Annotated in this window: 16 protein-coding genes; 4 read left to right on the top strand and 12 right to left on the bottom strand. The window is 45.0% G+C overall.

All coding sequences use genetic code 11. The features are described 5' to 3' along the window. Nucleotides 1-1,127: 1,127 nt before the first annotated feature. From A2F46_RS10750 to A2F46_RS12680, 5 genes are all read right to left on the bottom strand, one after another. Nucleotides 1,128-2,153 (bottom strand): hypothetical protein, encoded by a 1,026-nt coding sequence (locus A2F46_RS10750; protein WP_066570346.1) that lies wholly within the window; start codon nt 2,151-2,153, stop codon nt 1,128-1,130. A 101-nt stretch (nt 2,154-2,254) separates the two neighbouring features. After that, nucleotides 2,255-2,914, bottom strand: a complete 660-nt coding sequence (locus A2F46_RS10745) for a KilA-N domain-containing protein (protein WP_066570344.1) — start codon at nt 2,912-2,914, stop codon at nt 2,255-2,257. After that, nucleotides 2,911-3,159: a hypothetical protein gene (locus A2F46_RS10740; RefSeq protein ID WP_066570343.1), complete on the bottom strand. Its 249-nt coding sequence runs from the start codon at nt 3,157-3,159 to the stop codon at nt 2,911-2,913. The genes A2F46_RS10745 and A2F46_RS10740 overlap by 4 nt, the downstream gene beginning before the upstream one ends. Continuing rightward, nucleotides 3,156-3,368: a hypothetical protein gene (locus A2F46_RS10735; RefSeq protein WP_066570341.1), complete on the bottom strand. Its 213-nt coding sequence runs from the start codon at nt 3,366-3,368 to the stop codon at nt 3,156-3,158. The genes A2F46_RS10740 and A2F46_RS10735 overlap by 4 nt, the downstream gene beginning before the upstream one ends. Beyond that, complete coding sequence (locus A2F46_RS12680) at nt 3,369-3,629, bottom strand: AlpA family transcriptional regulator (RefSeq protein WP_066570340.1); 261 nt, start codon at nt 3,627-3,629, stop codon at nt 3,369-3,371. Between the two features lie 130 nt (nt 3,630-3,759). Here A2F46_RS12680 and A2F46_RS10725 point away from each other — a divergent pair, with 130 nt between their 5' ends. Next, entirely contained in the window at nt 3,760-4,401 is a 642-nt protein-coding gene (locus tag A2F46_RS10725; protein WP_066570338.1) for a hypothetical protein, read from the top strand. A 47-nt stretch (nt 4,402-4,448) separates the two neighbouring features. On the opposite strand, the gene A2F46_RS10720 is transcribed toward A2F46_RS10725, so the two are convergent. Both A2F46_RS10720 and A2F46_RS10715 read right to left on the bottom strand, forming a co-directional pair. Next, nucleotides 4,449-5,639: an integrase arm-type DNA-binding domain-containing protein gene (locus A2F46_RS10720; RefSeq protein ID WP_066570336.1), complete on the bottom strand. Its 1,191-nt coding sequence runs from the start codon at nt 5,637-5,639 to the stop codon at nt 4,449-4,451. Between the two features lie 351 nt (nt 5,640-5,990). Beyond that, nucleotides 5,991-8,198 (bottom strand): bifunctional (p)ppGpp synthetase/guanosine-3',5'-bis(diphosphate) 3'-pyrophosphohydrolase, encoded by a 2,208-nt coding sequence (locus A2F46_RS10715; protein ID WP_066570334.1) that lies wholly within the window; start codon nt 8,196-8,198, stop codon nt 5,991-5,993. A 188-nt stretch (nt 8,199-8,386) separates the two neighbouring features. On the opposite strand from A2F46_RS10715, the gene A2F46_RS10710 reads away from it, so the two are divergent. Then, a complete protein-coding gene (locus A2F46_RS10710; RefSeq protein WP_066570332.1) occupies nt 8,387-8,953 on the top strand; it encodes an adenine phosphoribosyltransferase in 567 nt (188 codons plus the stop codon). 71 nt (nt 8,954-9,024) lie between these two features. Here the strand turns inward: A2F46_RS10710 and A2F46_RS10705 are convergent, their stop codons facing one another. Further along, a complete protein-coding gene (locus A2F46_RS10705) occupies nt 9,025-9,975 on the bottom strand; it encodes a D-alanyl-D-alanine carboxypeptidase family protein (RefSeq protein WP_066570330.1) in 951 nt (316 codons plus the stop codon). 431 nt (nt 9,976-10,406) lie between these two features. Here A2F46_RS10705 and clpX point away from each other — a divergent pair, with 431 nt between their 5' ends. After that, complete coding sequence (clpX, locus tag A2F46_RS10700; RefSeq protein WP_066570329.1) at nt 10,407-11,672, top strand: ATP-dependent Clp protease ATP-binding subunit ClpX; 1,266 nt, start codon at nt 10,407-10,409, stop codon at nt 11,670-11,672. 309 nt (nt 11,673-11,981) lie between these two features. On the opposite strand, the gene A2F46_RS10695 is transcribed toward clpX, so the two are convergent. Then, nucleotides 11,982-12,665 carry a helix-turn-helix transcriptional regulator gene (locus A2F46_RS10695; protein ID WP_066570328.1) on the bottom strand — a complete coding sequence of 228 codons (684 nt, stop codon included), beginning with the start codon at nt 12,663-12,665 and terminating at the stop codon, nt 11,982-11,984. Nucleotides 12,666-12,846: 181 nt separating this feature from the next. Between A2F46_RS10695 and A2F46_RS10690 the strand changes: the two genes are divergently transcribed. After that, complete coding sequence (locus A2F46_RS10690; protein WP_066570326.1) at nt 12,847-13,128, top strand: hypothetical protein; 282 nt, start codon at nt 12,847-12,849, stop codon at nt 13,126-13,128. A 52-nt stretch (nt 13,129-13,180) separates the two neighbouring features. On the opposite strand, the gene mpl is transcribed toward A2F46_RS10690, so the two are convergent. The 3 genes from mpl to A2F46_RS10680 all read right to left on the bottom strand — a co-directional run bounded on the left by mpl (nt 13,181) and on the right by A2F46_RS10680 (nt 16,393). Then, complete coding sequence (gene mpl, locus A2F46_RS10685; protein ID WP_066570323.1) at nt 13,181-14,599, bottom strand: UDP-N-acetylmuramate:L-alanyl-gamma-D-glutamyl-meso-diaminopimelate ligase; 1,419 nt, start codon at nt 14,597-14,599, stop codon at nt 13,181-13,183. A gap of 184 nt (nt 14,600-14,783) precedes the next feature. Continuing rightward, entirely contained in the window at nt 14,784-15,122 is a 339-nt protein-coding gene (locus tag A2F46_RS12675; RefSeq protein ID WP_231867782.1) for an inorganic phosphate transporter, read from the bottom strand. Continuing rightward, nucleotides 15,101-16,393 (bottom strand): inorganic phosphate transporter, encoded by a 1,293-nt coding sequence (locus tag A2F46_RS10680; RefSeq protein ID WP_197457647.1) that lies wholly within the window; start codon nt 16,391-16,393, stop codon nt 15,101-15,103. Before A2F46_RS10680 ends, A2F46_RS12675 begins: the two co-directional genes overlap by 22 nt. Nucleotides 16,394-16,472 lie beyond the last annotated feature (79 nt).

Genomic DNA, 16,472 nt, shown 5'->3' with positions numbered 1-16,472 from the left:
TCAATACTGGGTGCGATTTCTAACATGGTTAAATATTCTTGTATATACAATTTGTATATACATAATAGGGGTAGTCACAAGATAATGCAACCCGTCCCCATTTTCGGGACTGGTACCGTTTTCCGAGGCATCCCCTTTTTTGGTACTGGTCAGCGTTGGAATTTCCGACGGTCGTGGCGTTTTGCCACGGTCGTGGCGTTTTGCAACGCGTATGGAAACCAGACGAGCGTATGGAAACCAGACGGAGCACCGCATTGTTTTGATACGTTCGTATCGTTTTGATACAACCGTATTGATTTGATACGCCTCAGCGTATCGTTTTGATACAACCGTATTGATTTGATACGCCTCAGCGTATCGTTTTGATGCGCATCGTTTTGACACGGGCTAGCGTGTTGTTTTGACACGGTCGTGTTGTTTTGACACATGTTGTTTTGACACGGTCGTGTCGTTTTGACATGCAAGCCAAGGCGGAAATTCTCCGTGTGGAAATTTTTCGCCTAAGTGAAAGTGAATATCTTGCACATGCAGATTCTGCACATGCAGATGTTGCACCTTCACTTTCTGAAGCTTCGCCCAATACCTTGATTTTCCACGTAAGCCCAAAAGTGGGCTAACGTAAGCTCAAAAGTGAGCCAACGGGAATGATTGATAGCCAATCCAGATTTGGATGGTGTACTGATTCGGTACGTTGTTACCGATTCGGGACTGTCCTGATTCGGGACGGTTGTCACTGATTCGGGACGGTTGTCACTGATTCAGGGCTATAGTCATTTACCCACCACCCATATTGCCCATCAGGCTGTTTGCTCTCAGCGCTGTTTGCTCTCAGCGCTGTTTGCGGTTTCAGCAATATGGCATCAGCCCAAATTGGGTTCACCATTAGCCCATTTTGGGTCTCCCATAGTCTCATTTTGGGTTTTTGCACTCAGCATTAGTGCAATATCTTCACGTTCACCTACACATTCAAGTGTTTCAAACACATTCAAATTAGCAAGTTTTCATGCATTCTCATGCTCTTTTGCAACCCCCATTGCATGCATGTATTATTTCTTTTATTTTGATAAAGCTGATAGAACTGAAAAAACTGAAATAACTGATAGAGTACTTTCTTTACAATTCATAGTTTAAATTTCCCACTTTTCCCACTTTTCCCAGATGTTTGTGGTTACCTCATGAGCGTTTTCATTCGCCTTTCTCATAGTGTTGAACCATTCCCTTTCCGGCTCGTTGTTGATCCTATAATGAAGCCTAAAAACTCGCCTAGCGGTAGATTCGCTGTGTTTTATATTTTCAATGTATGAAATGACTTTTACCTTAGTCTTTTGTTCACATTCTACCTGGTTCAACTTGTCGTGATACAAATAGCTAAGGCAATCAACTGCTAAATCAAAAAATCCATGGGTATCGGATAGATTAGAATCAGAAATAGGAAGAATTAATTCAGCGTTTTCATCATTACTTTCAAAAACATATAATCCACTATCGATTAAATTAAACTGTTGCAATATGTGGAACGAATCCCAAAATTTGTCGCAACTCTTGTCCTTAAGTATTTTATGTATCTCATGATCCATTCTTGTATGTGCCAAAGCAGGTATAAAAAAATGTTTTAGATGATAATACTGTATAGAACCACCCAAAGAGGAAATATGAGTGCCGGCTGATTCACATGAGGCAATCTTGGGGTCAATACCACCAAAGCAGCCCATATCTTGGTATCTGTAGAGATTAATCAATAATTTTATGGCATCTTTTTTCCTACCAAGTCTTAGATTTTCCAATGCACTGCCATTCCCATTGATATCGGAAAATAAAGATATAGGGAAGTGAATTAAGTAGTCATTTTTATCGAAATTTAAACAATATGTAGGCCGTTTTGCAGACGCGTTTTCGTTAGTAATGAATCCATCCTCAGCCATTTTAGTGAGCATATTTTGTGCCCGACGCTGAGCAATCCCTGTATAACGAGCAATAGAAGTACTGGCCCAGTTTGTTTTAGCAATATAGCAATGATTTTGTATCTTGGTGCCCGCTGCCAATATCAGCAAACAGATGGCATAATCCAAACCAAGATTATCAATTACGTCATTAAATAATTGTGCAGGAACAATACCAAATTGCGTTGGCTTGATTGAAATATCATTAGACATAAGATAAAATCTTACCCGTATATAGTGTGGAAAAAAGCGAGGCGGCAACCTCGCTTCTAATATTACATCATCTTAGATTCAGCGTGTTTACTTACCGGTTTTCACGCTGTTTTCTTTTCTAAATAAAATCCGCCTCCAAGCCTAGTCATTACAAACAAAGCCAATCGCGCCTCACGCTCCCGTTCTCGGCATCCTGTGGTAATTAGCCCTAGGTCATAGCACAGCACACTATCCAGCATATCAAGCTGCTTTTGCGTCAACTTCTCTCGGTCCAGTTTTGCCCATTTACCAGTCAGCGCTTTATTAATCCGACAGCTTTCATTGATATAGGCGTATTGCCGCGGTTTCTGGCCAGTTTCAGCCACGTATCGGTCATGCAAGGCGTCACATACCATCCGAAAGTTTTTAGACGCTTCTACACGGTTCTGCTGCCATTGCTGCCCATCAAATATGATCGCTTCTAGCTTCTCGTCCAGCCAGATAGCCATATCCACATCAAGCCAACGTGCAAATGGGATTGCCAACTTGCGGTGCAACCATGTGCCATTCTTGCCGCGTCCTTTGCTGGTTTTTATGAAGTGAGATTTTCTCACTTCATATTTTCTGCACAGTGCATCAACATAACGCTCAGTTTCAGGATTTTTAAGCCAATCAACTGGACGCTTGCCATATGGTCTAGCAACGTCCGTAGCAGAAAACCATGCTTTGTCATCGGCAAGTATCGTGCTGCCTTGGTATTGCAGTTCAATCAATGCGTTCATGCGTCTAATCCTTTACGTTTGTTATCAGCCTCTATGGCTGCTTCTACTTCCTTTATTTCGCTATCACATGGGCCAAGCGTCTCGGTCAAAAACTCGCCAATTTCGGCCAATTGCTGGACGGTAATTGGCCGATCGTCCTTACTGGCTAGCTTAATAGCTTCAAATAATGAGCCTAGCCATTCCAAATTGCATTTGTTCCCGTACATAGCATCAAACAAAGCCACTGCGTCGTATTTCTTATTCATGCTGCCACCTCCAAACGTTGTTTCAATCGGTCATAAAATGGTTGACTGGCGGCACAATCTCTAACCAGCGTCCACGCGTCATAATCATTGTTGGCAGTGTAGTCGCGCACTGCTGCTGTTGCGTCTGCCTCGTTTTGGTAGATGCCCAATGGCACCCACTTGGTGTCCATTTCCCCCATGGGTACTGCTACTGTTGCAATGATGTTCATTTAAGCCACCTTTCCTTTCGTTACACTCCAGCCAGAAACACCCTGTGGACGGGTGCGCATCCACTCCAATACCTCGGTTTTCTTCCACAAGCTGCGGCGACCACCGAATTTATAAGGCGCAGGGAACCCGTCATTCTTAATCGCCTGATAAATGGCATTGCGACCCATGTGCACCACACCGCTGGCCAGTGTTTCAATCGGCCAGTAAACGCAGTCATCAGGTAACTGCGGCGTTGCTTCGATTGCTTTTTGATTTTCCATATAAAACCTTTTTAATTATATTACATTAATGGTGCATTAAATAATGCACTCAAGGGCACTATATACATTTTTCGGATGCTGTGCAATACTTTGTGCACCACTAATGATTAAATTAAATGGATTAGGCTGTATGTCCCAAAAAAAACTTGGTAGGCCAAAGGCTTACCCCGGAGAAACCCCAACTAGAATGACTGTATCTTTAAGGCCGCGATATAAAAAAGCGATTGAAATGCTTGCTCAGGATCGAGGAACAAGCCTTAATGAGGCAGTAGAATTTTGTATTGCTTATACAAGCGCAAATGTTATTTTTGACGGAAAACCTTTAATTTATTTCATTCGTCCTGACGTTGAGCCATTTAATTTCTTTGTACAATCACTGCCAACATTCTTCGATATCTCACCTGAATTTGATGGCGAGTACCGATCTAATACCGGTTGGGGAATTGATAATATAAAGCTATATGACGAATATCTATCTGAAATTCAAAGTAAACCTAAATCACTTTGGACTAGCTTAGATAGGACAATGCACGATGTAATATCATCTAAAACAACAGACGTTTTAAATTGTTTTAGATTTCGTGATCTGATAAATGCAATACTAGAATGTTGGAAAGAAGGTATATCAGCGGAAATAATGAAAGAATGGATGGATATATGCGCAGAGTATATAGCCGCGAATAAATACGTACCGTCAGGTACCCTTATTGGGAGACAATCACCAGATCAACCATATGCATTCATCAATCTAGATGATGATTCACAGAATTAATTGCCTGAGTACTGGAAATTACTTCAGAAGAATATAGTGGGTCGTGTTTAGAAGATCACCCTATTTGATTTCTCACCCAGCCTTAGCTTCCAAATAACATCCGTCCAGTAGGTCAGAATCTCGCGCCGTTCTTCCAGTAGCAAACTTCTACTGTATGCCCGCTCGGTAGCATCGCCTACCGCGTGGCTAAGGCACATTTCCAACGCGTCATGGCTAAATTGGCGGGTTTCCCTTAGATAGGTACGTGCCAATGCTCTGAAGCCGTGTGCCGTCGTATTAAAGCCCTCACGCCTCATTGCTTGCCCTACTGATTCTCGATAAATGTGTGGTGCCTTTCCATACCCATCAAATAAATATTCGCCATTGAAATTGATTGCCTTAATCTCTTCCAATAGCTCTAGTAGATGCGGCACCAATGGCACAACATGGTTTGCTGCCCCGCTAAGCCGTCTACGCTTCGTTTTCTCTATCGGCAGCACCCATAGCCCTGTCTGCAAGTCTAACTCGTCAAAACGCGTTTCTGCGGCTTCTCTGGGACGGCACATGGTCATTAATTGCCAATACGCGCATAACTGGGTTGTGCCTGATAATTTGGTCTCAATTTGTTGGATGAGCTCTGGTAAGCCATCGGGCGGCAAGGCTCTGAAATGGGTCTTTTGATGTGGCTTGAATGTACCTCTGCCCAGATTGGCGGCAAAATTGTACTCGCAATAGCCACTGTTCACGGCATAGTCCAAGCATTGTTTGATGGCAAATTTAGCCTGGTGAAGATAAGCCAGCACGCCACGGGATTCATAAACCCGCAAAGCATTCACCACGTCTACACGCCTAATCTCGGTTACTTCCATTTCACCCAATGACGGCATGATGTTTTTAATAATAGATCGCCGTATCTGAGCCGCGTATTTTTCGGTAACGGTTGGCTGCCATCGGGCAAACCATTCATCAAAGACAGCATGGAAGCTGGCATTTTTCTCTTCAGCAGACAAACCACGCGCCAAACGGCCACGGATGCTTTCTCGCCAATCTCTGGCTTCAGCAAGTGAAAACTGGGGGTAGTCGCCCAAAGTCAATGAGCGGTACTTGTCGCCGTCTTTCCACTCAAATACCCACACATAGCGGCCATGAGGGTGAATAACCAACATCAGGCCATTACCATCTCTCAGCTTTTGAACTTTGGCAGTGGGTTTGGTGTTGCGAATCTTGGCGGCAGACAGCGGCAGAATAATTTTAGGCATGGTGTAATTCAGTCAAAATCATACCGCAAAACATACCGCTAAAATTGTTTGATGTAAACAGATTCCAATAGACGCTATAGGACACTAAATAGCTATTATTATATTTTCAATTAATTGAATATTAAATTGAGTTTTTATAAATACTGTAAAAACCTACGTTGACGAATAAAATCGAATTCGGTCATCATTATGCCATGGTTAAAGAAATGAATTTATGGCTTCACCAGCACCACACTAAAACAGCATGAAGCATATAACACATGAGGTACAGCCAATCCAAATATGCTTGACCTTATCACCGAAACCACATAAAAGGCTGCCTGAAACAGGCCAACAGCCTGAGTTTCGCCGTTACAAACGCGTGACCGTCAATACTCCTTTGACTTCACCCAAGCTCGCCAACACCCGGGGCAAGTCATTAACCTGGCGCACTTCCAAAGTAAAACGCATCAATGCTTCCAAATCTTTAGATTGGGTTTGCACCGCCGTGACATTCAATTTATTGCGGGCCAGCGCATCTGACACATCACGTAAAAGCCCTCCCCGATCTTGCGCCCTGATTTCAATGTCAATGGCAAAAACTTGGTTGTCTTGTTGCGATGCCCAACTTACCGGCAACACTTTTTCAGGCGTCAATTGCGCCAAATGTTGGAAGGAAGGGCAATTTTTACGGTGGATAGAGACGCCTCTTTCTCGGGTAACAAAACCCACAATATCATCACCCGGTGCTGGTTTACAGCACTTGGCCAAGGTGGTCAACAAACCCGATTCGCCATCTACCAAAATGCCACTTAAGCTCGCCTTAATTTTACTCTGTTTCACCAAACTGGCTTCACTGATCTGCGGCGGTGGTGGCTCAATCAGTGCCCCAGCCGCTTTTTGAATAGCACGGGCAGACAATTCACCCTGTCCTAGCGCGGCATAAACATCGTCTATTTTGTCGAAGCCCAACTCTTCTGTCAGCTTATGCAGATTAGGCTTCGGTTGAATCTTGGCCAACTGTTTTTCCAGCAGATGCCTACCTTCTTCACGCACCGAATCGGTGTTTTGCTGGCGAATATAGGAACGGATTTTCCCTATGGCTTTGCTGCTCCTAACCCACCCATCATGCAACCAATTAACAGAAGGTCCACCTTCCTTCGCAGCAATAATTTCCACTCTCTGCCCATTTTCCAAAGGTGTCGATAACGGCACAATTTGGCCATCCACCTTGGCGCCGCGGCAACGATTGCCTAAATCGGAATGCAGCGCATAAGCAAAATCAATGGGCGTGGCTCCGGCAGGTAAGGCAAATACCTTGCCATGAGGGGTGAGCACATAAATGGTGTCATTGAATAATTCCGTTTGAAAGGCACTGGCCAAATCTTCACGATCTGATTCGGCCATGTTTTCGCGCCAATCGAGCAATTGCCGCAACCAAGCGATTTTTTGCTCATACGCAGAATCGCCCTTCCCACCTTCCTTATAGCGCCAATGCGCGGCTACCCCAAATTCGGCATATCGGTGCATATCGAAGGTGCGTATCTGCACTTCCACGCCTTTGTCTTCAGGACCCACCACCACGGTATGCAGACTCTGATAATCATTGGCCTTGGGGTGGGCGATATAGTCGTCAAACTCACCCGGGATCGGCTGCCACAGACTGTGCACCACACCGAGCGTGGCATAGCATTCTGGCACTGTATCCACCAAAATACGTACCGCCCGTATGTCGTACAGGCCATCAAAATCAAGTTTCTTCTTCACCATTTTGCGGTAAATGGAATAGATGTGTTTGGGCCGCCCAGCCACTTCAAAATGCAGGTTGAGCTTATCTAATTGCTCTTTGATGGTATCAACAAAATGATCAATGTATTCCAGACGCTCCACTCGCTTTTCATCCAGTAGCTTCGCGATGCGCTTGTATTCCTCTGGATGCTGATAGCGAAAACCCAAATCTTCCAACTGCCATTTGAGCTGCCACACACCCAAACGATTGGCCAAAGGCGCAAATACATCCATGGTTTCCTTGGCAATGCGCCGCTTCAATTCCTCATCGGCAACATGGGCCAAATACACCATGGTTTGGGTACGTAGGGCCAATTTAATCAAGACGACACGGATATCCGTAACCATGGCCAGCAACATTTGGCGCATGGCCTCGGCTTGTTGCTGCCGTTCTTCCTGAGTATTGAGCTGATCTACGCGTACAAATTGAGTTAATTTTTGGATTTGGTCCAAACCCGCAACCAATTGCGCCACACTTTTGCCACATTTCGCTTCTACTTCAAGACGCCAATCAGATACATAATTGGGCATATCCAAAAGCAAGGTAGCGGCCACGGCATCATTCAGTAAATCCATTTCAGCCACCGTTTTGGCTGCGGCCAGCACATTGGCTAGTACTGGCTCACCAGATGGTGTGCACGCATCATTCGGATAATGCGCCTGAACCAATGCCCACGCATGCGTCAACATGGTTTTGACCTCATCTGCTTGAGCAGCAATATAGCGATCTAGCCAGACACGGTTATCAGAGGAAAGCGCATCTGTATGGGCAATATCAGCGGTGGTGACCATATGTTCAACCTGTGCTTTGAAGCTGAATTCAAGAATATTCTCATTGTACCAAAAAGCCTTGTTGTGGCGGCTGCCTGAAAGACGGTTTGGTGCTATGATGCGCTCGCAACCGCCGATCAGTGAGGTTCTTAATCCTTTTTCACGGTTTCAGGCAACCCTCCATCCCACTCATTGCCAAAGGAAAAATCATGCTCACCCACCCGGAAGTCATGGGCGTTGACGCACTGGCCGCAAAAATTCGTAAAATCCCGAACTGGCCACAAGAAGGTATTTTATTCCATGACATCACACCCGTATTGCAAAGCCCACAATACTTCCGCTTATTGGTGGACTTGATGGTGTATCGCTATATGGATCAACGTATTGACGTAGTGGCCGGATTGGATGCCCGTGGGTTTATCATCGGTGCAGCATTGGCTTATCAATTAAATGTAGGGTTTGTCCCCATTCGCAAAAAGGGCAAGCTGCCGTTCACTACTGTGGCCGAAAGCTATGCCTTGGAATATGGCCACGCCACCATCGAGATGCATACCGATGCCGTTAAACCGGGTACCCGAGTCTTACTGGTGGATGATTTGGTGGCCACGGGCGGCACCATGTTGGCTGGTGTCAATCTCATCCATAAATTGGGCGCGAAAGTGGTTGAGGCCGCTGCCATTATTGAGTTCACTGATTTATCTGGCGGTGAGAAAATACGCACTGAAGGCGTGCCTTTGTTCACCTTATACAAAAACACTGGCTGTCTAGAAGACTAATGAGCAACTTAGGCTGCCTGAAAAAACCGCCCTATAGGGCGGTTTTAATTGGTACAACCCAAAAATCTCGATTACAGGCTCTGGCTGCGTGTCAGCATCCATGAGCGCACACTGCGAGCGTCATTTACACGGGTGGCTGAAGTCGGTGAATTGAGCAATACAATCACCACAGGCTGATTTTGCATGGTCGTTTGCACCACCATAGAGCGTCCGGCTTCTCGAATATACCCCGTTTTTTGTAACGTCACGGGCCAGGCACCTTCACGAACCAGTGCATTGGAATTATGGTAGACCTGCTGCTTGCCTACACTGGTGTATACCGAGCCGTAATTATCGGTCGTAAACTGGCGAATCATCGAATATTGGCCAGCTGCACGCACCAAGCTGCCTAAATCATGTGCAGTTGATACATTCCTCGGATCTAGCCCAGTGGGTTCATAAAAGCGCGAGTTGACCATGCCAAGGCTTTGCACTTTACGATTCATCGCCGCCACAAATGCGGGCATGCCACCCGGGTATGTCCGCGCCAAAGCGTGGATGGCGCGATTCTCACTGCTCATCAACCCAATATGCAGCAACTCTCGCCGACTCAAGGTGGTCCCCACAGACAAGCGGCTACCGGTTCCTTTCAAACGATCAATTTCTGCATCAGTAATGGTGATGGGTTCATTCATATTCTGATTGGCATCTAAAACCACCATGGCCGACACCAATTTTGAAATAGACGCAATCGAACGCACTTGGTTGATGTTTTTTTGGTATAGGATCTCGCCCGTACGGCTATTCATAATCAAAGCAGACTGAGAGCTAAGCAGCGGGCCTGCCACTTGCGCCCGTTCTTCCAATACATTGTTACTGCGGGAATAAGAACTAATGGGGTCAACAGGAGTTACCTGATTCTGCTCAATAAAGCGCCCTAAAACGTCCAAATCATCGGCAACCGCTGGCATGGACAACAGCAAGCCAGCACCCAGTAAGCAAACTCCTGACAATTGCCTCAATTGGCACAAATCATATTTCATTGTGTTTCCTTTAACTTGTGTGGCCGATGAGCTGGATACGGTTACCGATGAAAATCATGTCACTGCACGCTGCTTTGAAAAACATGCTGTGGCAAGTTCAACCAACCGATCTTCCACTTATAAAGTGACCTGATTGTCGGTAAAAACAATTTCCTTGTAAAGAAAACAAATGTAAAAACCCGTTTTTAAACCTTGTATTAAGCACAAAAGCAAACAAATAAGACCAGTTACATTGGGCTATTTATCGCTTTATCAAAAGGAATTCAAGCGGCCAAAAGCAGCAGATTACATTTGAAGCAGACGCCATAAGTGTCTATACTGGCATGCTTAATTTCAGCATTAACAGCTTCAATAAAAAAAGATTTTCAGGCAACTTCCTTGGATAGCTGCCAATCTGAAGCTGTCGGATTTTAACTGGATAGAACAAACACATGAGTAAAAACACCCGATATTGTTCATTCTGCGGCAAGGCCGAAGATGAAGTCAAAAACCTGATTGAAGGCGAACACGCTTTGATTTGCAATGAATGCGTGGACACGTGCAGCACCATGCTGCGCAACCCAGATGAAGAAACCGACGTAACACTGGCAGAGGGTGAGCAACATTTGCCTACGCCGGCTGAAATCGTGGCCAATTTGGATCAGTATGTAATTGGGCAGGAATCGGCCAAAAAATTATTGGCGGTGGCGGTATACAATCACTACAAACGTTTGCGCCAACCCCACAACATCAATAATGTGGAGCTGTCAAAATCGAATATCTTGTTGATTGGCCCCACTGGCTCCGGCAAAACGTTGTTGGCGCAAAGCTTGGCGAGAAAATTGGATGTGCCATTTGTCATGGCTGATGCAACCACACTCACTGAGGCAGGCTATGTGGGTGAAGATGTGGAACAAATCATCACCAAATTGTTGGCCAAATGCGATTTTGATGTTGAAAAAGCACAGAAAGGCATCGTTTACATTGATGAAATTGATAAAATTTCACGCAAAAGTGACAATCCTTCTATTACCCGTGATGTCTCAGGCGAAGGTGTACAACAGGCTTTATTAAAACTGGTTGAAGGCACCGTGGCATCGGTACCGCCGCAGGGTGGCCGCAAACACCCCAATCAAGAATTCATCAATGTCGACACCACCAATATTCTCTTTATTTGCGGTGGCGCTTTTGCCGGCTTAGAAAAAGTCATCCGACAGCGCACAGAAAAAGGTGGTATCGGCTTCGGCGCTTCGGTACACAGTAAAGACGAGGATGCCGACATCAGTGCGCTTTTTGAAACGGTAGAACCAGAAGACTTGATTAAATTTGGCCTCATCCCTGAGCTGATTGGTCGATTGCCTATCATCGCCACTTTAGCCGAATTAGACGAAGAAGCCTTAATCAATATCCTTACTGAGCCCAAAAATGCGTTAATCAAACAGTATCAGGCGCTCTTTGCCATGGAAGGCGTTGAATTAGAGATATTGCCTTCTGCACTACGCGCCATAGCCAAACTGGCAATGGCCCGCAAAACGGGGGCTCGCGGCCTGCGTTCCATCTTAGAACACGCGCTAACCGATACCATGTATGCCTTACCCGATCAAGAAGGCGTTAAAAAAGTTATTGTAAACCAAGCAGTAATTGAAACCGGTGCACAACCTCAATGGTTGATGAGCGATGGCAGTGATTCCCCAACTGACCACAAACTTGCTTCTTAAAGATTGCGCATCAAGTGTGGCAAAAAACCGCTCTTCAAATAAGAGCGGTTTTTCAATAGACACCAATAAACTCCAATAAGTTGATTAACCACATTGAAAACCATGACACCATTTCACCTGTAGGCAAACTGCTCGCATGATGAGTGTGATTTCAAAGGTTGCCTGAAAATGTCTTACCATCAACACCTCAGTTGATAATCATCACTGCACTCAATACAAATGAACCGCAACATATCATAAAATAATTAACATTAAAAACCAATGCATTAGGAACATTCAAACAATTTTGCCTGCTATCTGCCATTTGACTTATAAATACCGCCCAAACCACACCACTTTGCCAATAATTTGGACATGGTCTTCGGTTTGATTCAAATTAATTTCAAAACTGGGGTACGCTTCATTGGCGGAGATCACATTAATCATATTACCCGGCATCAACTGCAATCGTTTTACCAATAAATTATCATTAATACGCAGGACATAAAGCCCATCACGGCTAACGCCATCAACCTCGCTAATCAATATGGTATCACCATCATTAAGCACACCTTCCATAGAGTCCCCCTTCACCGAAATCACGGATAACCCACTCGGTCGATTGCTAACCATTTGGTGTATCCAGTCTCGTCTAAATGCCATGGTAAACAAAGGGCGCTCATGTTCAGCTAAACGTCCATGACCGGCTGCAGCTTCTATATCGTAACGAGGAACGTACACAAAATCATCGGCATCAACAGGATTGCCCAATGTATCGGCCACCGCTGTTTGTTGCTGAGCGCCTTCAGGAAAAGGATCACCTTCACCTGTCAACAGCCAATCCAAACTACAGCCTTTCAATAACTTGATTTTTTTGAGTGTATCTGCCTTAGGCAAGCCGCCTTCATGCCATATCCTACTAAATCCCGCCATAGTCATGTCAATGTCTGCTGCAATTTTGGCCTGTCGCTCACCAGGCCAAAGGGAAGCCAACCTATCTTTAAATGTGCTCATAGGGCCTCTTCATATTGTGTTTGCAAATGATGAAATAGATGTATAGATTATTCTACTTTGTTTTTATAAAAATTAAATAAAAAATATTTATTTTATATTTTTTAATTTTTATTAGATTTTTCTAAGTACAAATAAGAAAAAAATAATTATAGTGATAACAAATATCCTGTAGGAGCTAGTCATGCGTATCTATGTATTAGAAATACCACTCTTGATGATTCTGGCCAGCTTGTTTTTCTGGCCAGCAACTGAAGTAAGCACCCATTCAGGCAGCCTGAAATCAGTTCTGCACACCATGGATTGCTCGACGTTAGAGAATCTCGCTTGGTCACAAATGGATCATACCCAGCAAGCACTAGCCAATCAATGTGATGCACGAGAGGCGCAGCATCAATGGCAAACTGTATACGGCCGATTGAGTATGGCAGAGCGAGCAAAAGCAACCGTCTACGAACCACTGTAACAACAACTGCATCAGAGAAGGTTGACACCCATCGACTCCAATGCAGCCTAGCCTAGAATTTTTGTGCTAATCCCAATAAAATTTTCTGATGTATGCCTTGAAAGCCGCCGTTGCTCATCACCAAAATTTGATCACCAGGCTGCGCTGCAGCGACAATCTTAGCCACCAGCACATCAAAATCAGTGTCCACATGCACTTTAGCGCCCAATTCATGCAAGGCTGCATGAACATCCCAGTCGACACCCCCGGCATAGCAATATATTTCGTCTGCTTGTGCCAAGCTATTGGGTAAAGCTGCTTTCATGGTACCCAATTTCATGGTATTGGAGCGTGGCTCCAACACCGCCACAATTCGCCCCGATCCTATTTTCTGCCGTAGGCCCGCAATGGTAGTAGCAATTGCGGTGGGATGATGAGCAAAATCATCGTAAACGGTAATTCCACTCACTACACCTTTAATCTCCATGCGTCGTTTCACATTTTGGAATCGACCTAACGCTGCACATGATGCTCGTACTTCTATGCCTACATGCCGTGCAGCAGCAATCACTGCAAGTGCATTCATGCGATTGTGGTCACCGAGTAAATCCCACTCAACATGGCCTACAACCTGATGCTGGAATAACACATCGAACCCACCTTGTTGATTTACCGCACCCACTAGCCAGTCATTGGCCTCACCAAAATTTTCAACTGGAGTCCAGCACCCTCTATCTAAAACGCGCGCCAAAGCTTCAGATTGGCCATTGCTCACAATCAAGCCTTCGCTAGGAATGGTACGCACCAAGTGATGAAATTGGGTTTCGATAGCGGCCAAGTCCGGGAAAATATCAGCATGGTCATATTCTAAATTATTCAAAAGCGCTGTACGTGGCCGATAATGCACGAACTTACTGCGCTTATCGAAAAAAGCAGTGTCATACTCATCCGCTTCAATCACAAAAAAACCTTGTCTGCATCTACCCTTATCCGTCGACAAAGATGACGCGACCATTCCACTTTGTTGATCAGCTTGAGGCAGGCGAGCAGAAACATGGAAATTTTCAGGCACACCCCCAATTAAAAAACCGGGCGCCAACCCCGCATCCTCCAATACCCACGCCAGCATACTGGCCGTGGTCGTTTTGCCATGGGTGCCCGCAACGGCCAACACCCAATGTGATTGTAAAACATGTTCAGCCAGCCATTGTGGACCTGATGTATAAGGCAGCCCTTGATTCAAAATCGCTTCCACTACAGGCATACCGCGACTGGCCACATTACCAATCACATACATGTCTGCGGGATAATTCATCAATTGAGCCGCATCAAAACCTTCCATCACATCAATCCCCAAAGACGCCAATTGCGTACTCATGGGTGGATACATTTTGGCATCACAACCTGTAACGCGGTAACCTGCCTCTTTTGCAATGGCCGCAATACCGCCCATGAATGTCCCGCCAATACCAATGATGTGAATGTGTTTCATGAACCAATGTCCTTAATCTAAGCCGATTTGTGGCTGCCACAATACAAAGCCGAAATTATAATCTATTCCACCTATAACGTAAGTTTGGTGTTCGAATAAACACAATCACGGTTCTCTTGCTTATTATTTTAGCCATAAGAATGGCCGGATTTTCAATCCGGCCCAATCATCTATTTCAGGCAACTCAAAATATATGCCGCAACAACCAAAATAAGCCAGCGGCTAATGTAATAGACGCGGGCAATGTTAATATCCAAGCGAGTAATAAATTTCTCAAGGTAGCTTTTTGTAAGCCTGATTTATTGGCCGCCATGGTGCCTGCCACCCCAGACGACAACACATGGGTGGTGCTAACAGGCAAACCCATGTGATCCGCTGCAAAAATGGTCGCAGCCGCAACCAATTCCGCAGAGGCGCCTTGCGCATAAGACAAGTGTGTTTTACCAATTTTCTCACCAACGGTAACCACAATCCGCCGCCAACCCACCAACGTCCCCAATCCTAAAGCCAGCGCAACCGCCACTTTAACCCAATCTGGGATAAATTTCGTGGCGTGATCAATGGCTGATGATATGCACTAATGGCCTGGTTGTTTGCATCATTCAAGCGGAAGTTATGCTGCAGTTGTTGATTTTGAATCAACCGTAATGACTCCGAAGTCAAGTACATGTCATTCCTAATGTTACCCACTTCATCCGCTGGTACCGTCTTCAGATTTTCGTGTTGCCCTACTTCCAATGCAATCTGACCAATCAATTGGTCCACAGCAGCCAGTTGTTGAGGAGTGCCTTGTTTTTGTTCAACCAATTCAGTCACCATCACACGGGGATCGAGCTGATGATTGAGTGCAGCGCCTGCCGGCAGCAAGTCGTGTAATGCACGTTGAGCCTGTAGAGAAGTTTTTGAGAATTGAGCTAACTCCGATTCAGGCAATGCATGGTTGAGCGCATAGGCCATCGGCACAGTACCAATCAAGATCAGCATAATCAGACCCATACCCTTTTGGCCATCATTTGAACCATGTGCAAAACTAACTGCGGTACAGGTAAAAACCAATAGCAGTCGGATGGGCCAAGGTGGTGCTTTCTGATCTTTTGGCGGTTGATACAAAGCAGCGATTGGCAGCAATGTTTTTGCAAGTAACAATAATGCCCCTGCCAGCAAAAAACCAATGATAGGTGAAAATAATAAAGCCTTACCCACATTCAGAACTTGATGCCAATCTACACCGCCTGTACCAGCATGTGCTGACATCAATTGATTAGCGACACCCACCCCAATTATTGAGCCAATCAAGGTGTGTGAACTCGATGACGGCAAACCAAGCCACCACGTGCCCAAATTCCAAATGATGGCAGCCAGTAGCAAAGAAAAAATCATTGCAAAACCAGCATTACTGCCCACATGCAAAACCAATTCCACTGGTAATAAGGAAATAATGCCATAGGCTACTGCACCAGATGACGTCAGTACACCCAAAAAATTAAATAACCCAGACCAAACCACAGCTGTGTTCGGTTGCAGAGAGTGGGTATAAATAACGGTAGCAACTGCATTGGCCGTATCATGAAAACCATTCACAAACTCGAAACCCAGTGCAATAAATAATGCCAAGCCAAGCAGCACATAAGCCATAGTTGGTCTTGATGGTATCAAATGTAAATCACTATACAAGCTAAAGCCTGCATAAATAACACCCGACAATAACAGCATCAAGAAAACAGCAGCACCCCATTTACTGGATGGCTGCTCTGCAGTCAAGGCCACAGGCGAAGTCATTGATGAATCAGACAATCACACTCTCCATATATATTTATGACTATTTTAAGACAGATAAATGACATTTTTATGACACAATTACCACAGTGATATA

Source organism: Snodgrassella sp. CFCC 13594, assembly GCF_001590725.1.
In the GTDB taxonomy this organism is placed as follows: Bacteria; Pseudomonadota; Gammaproteobacteria; order Burkholderiales; family Neisseriaceae; genus Snodgrassella.
The sequence above is the reverse complement of the archived record's forward strand: the minus strand, read 5'-3'. Positions and strand labels throughout refer to the sequence as shown.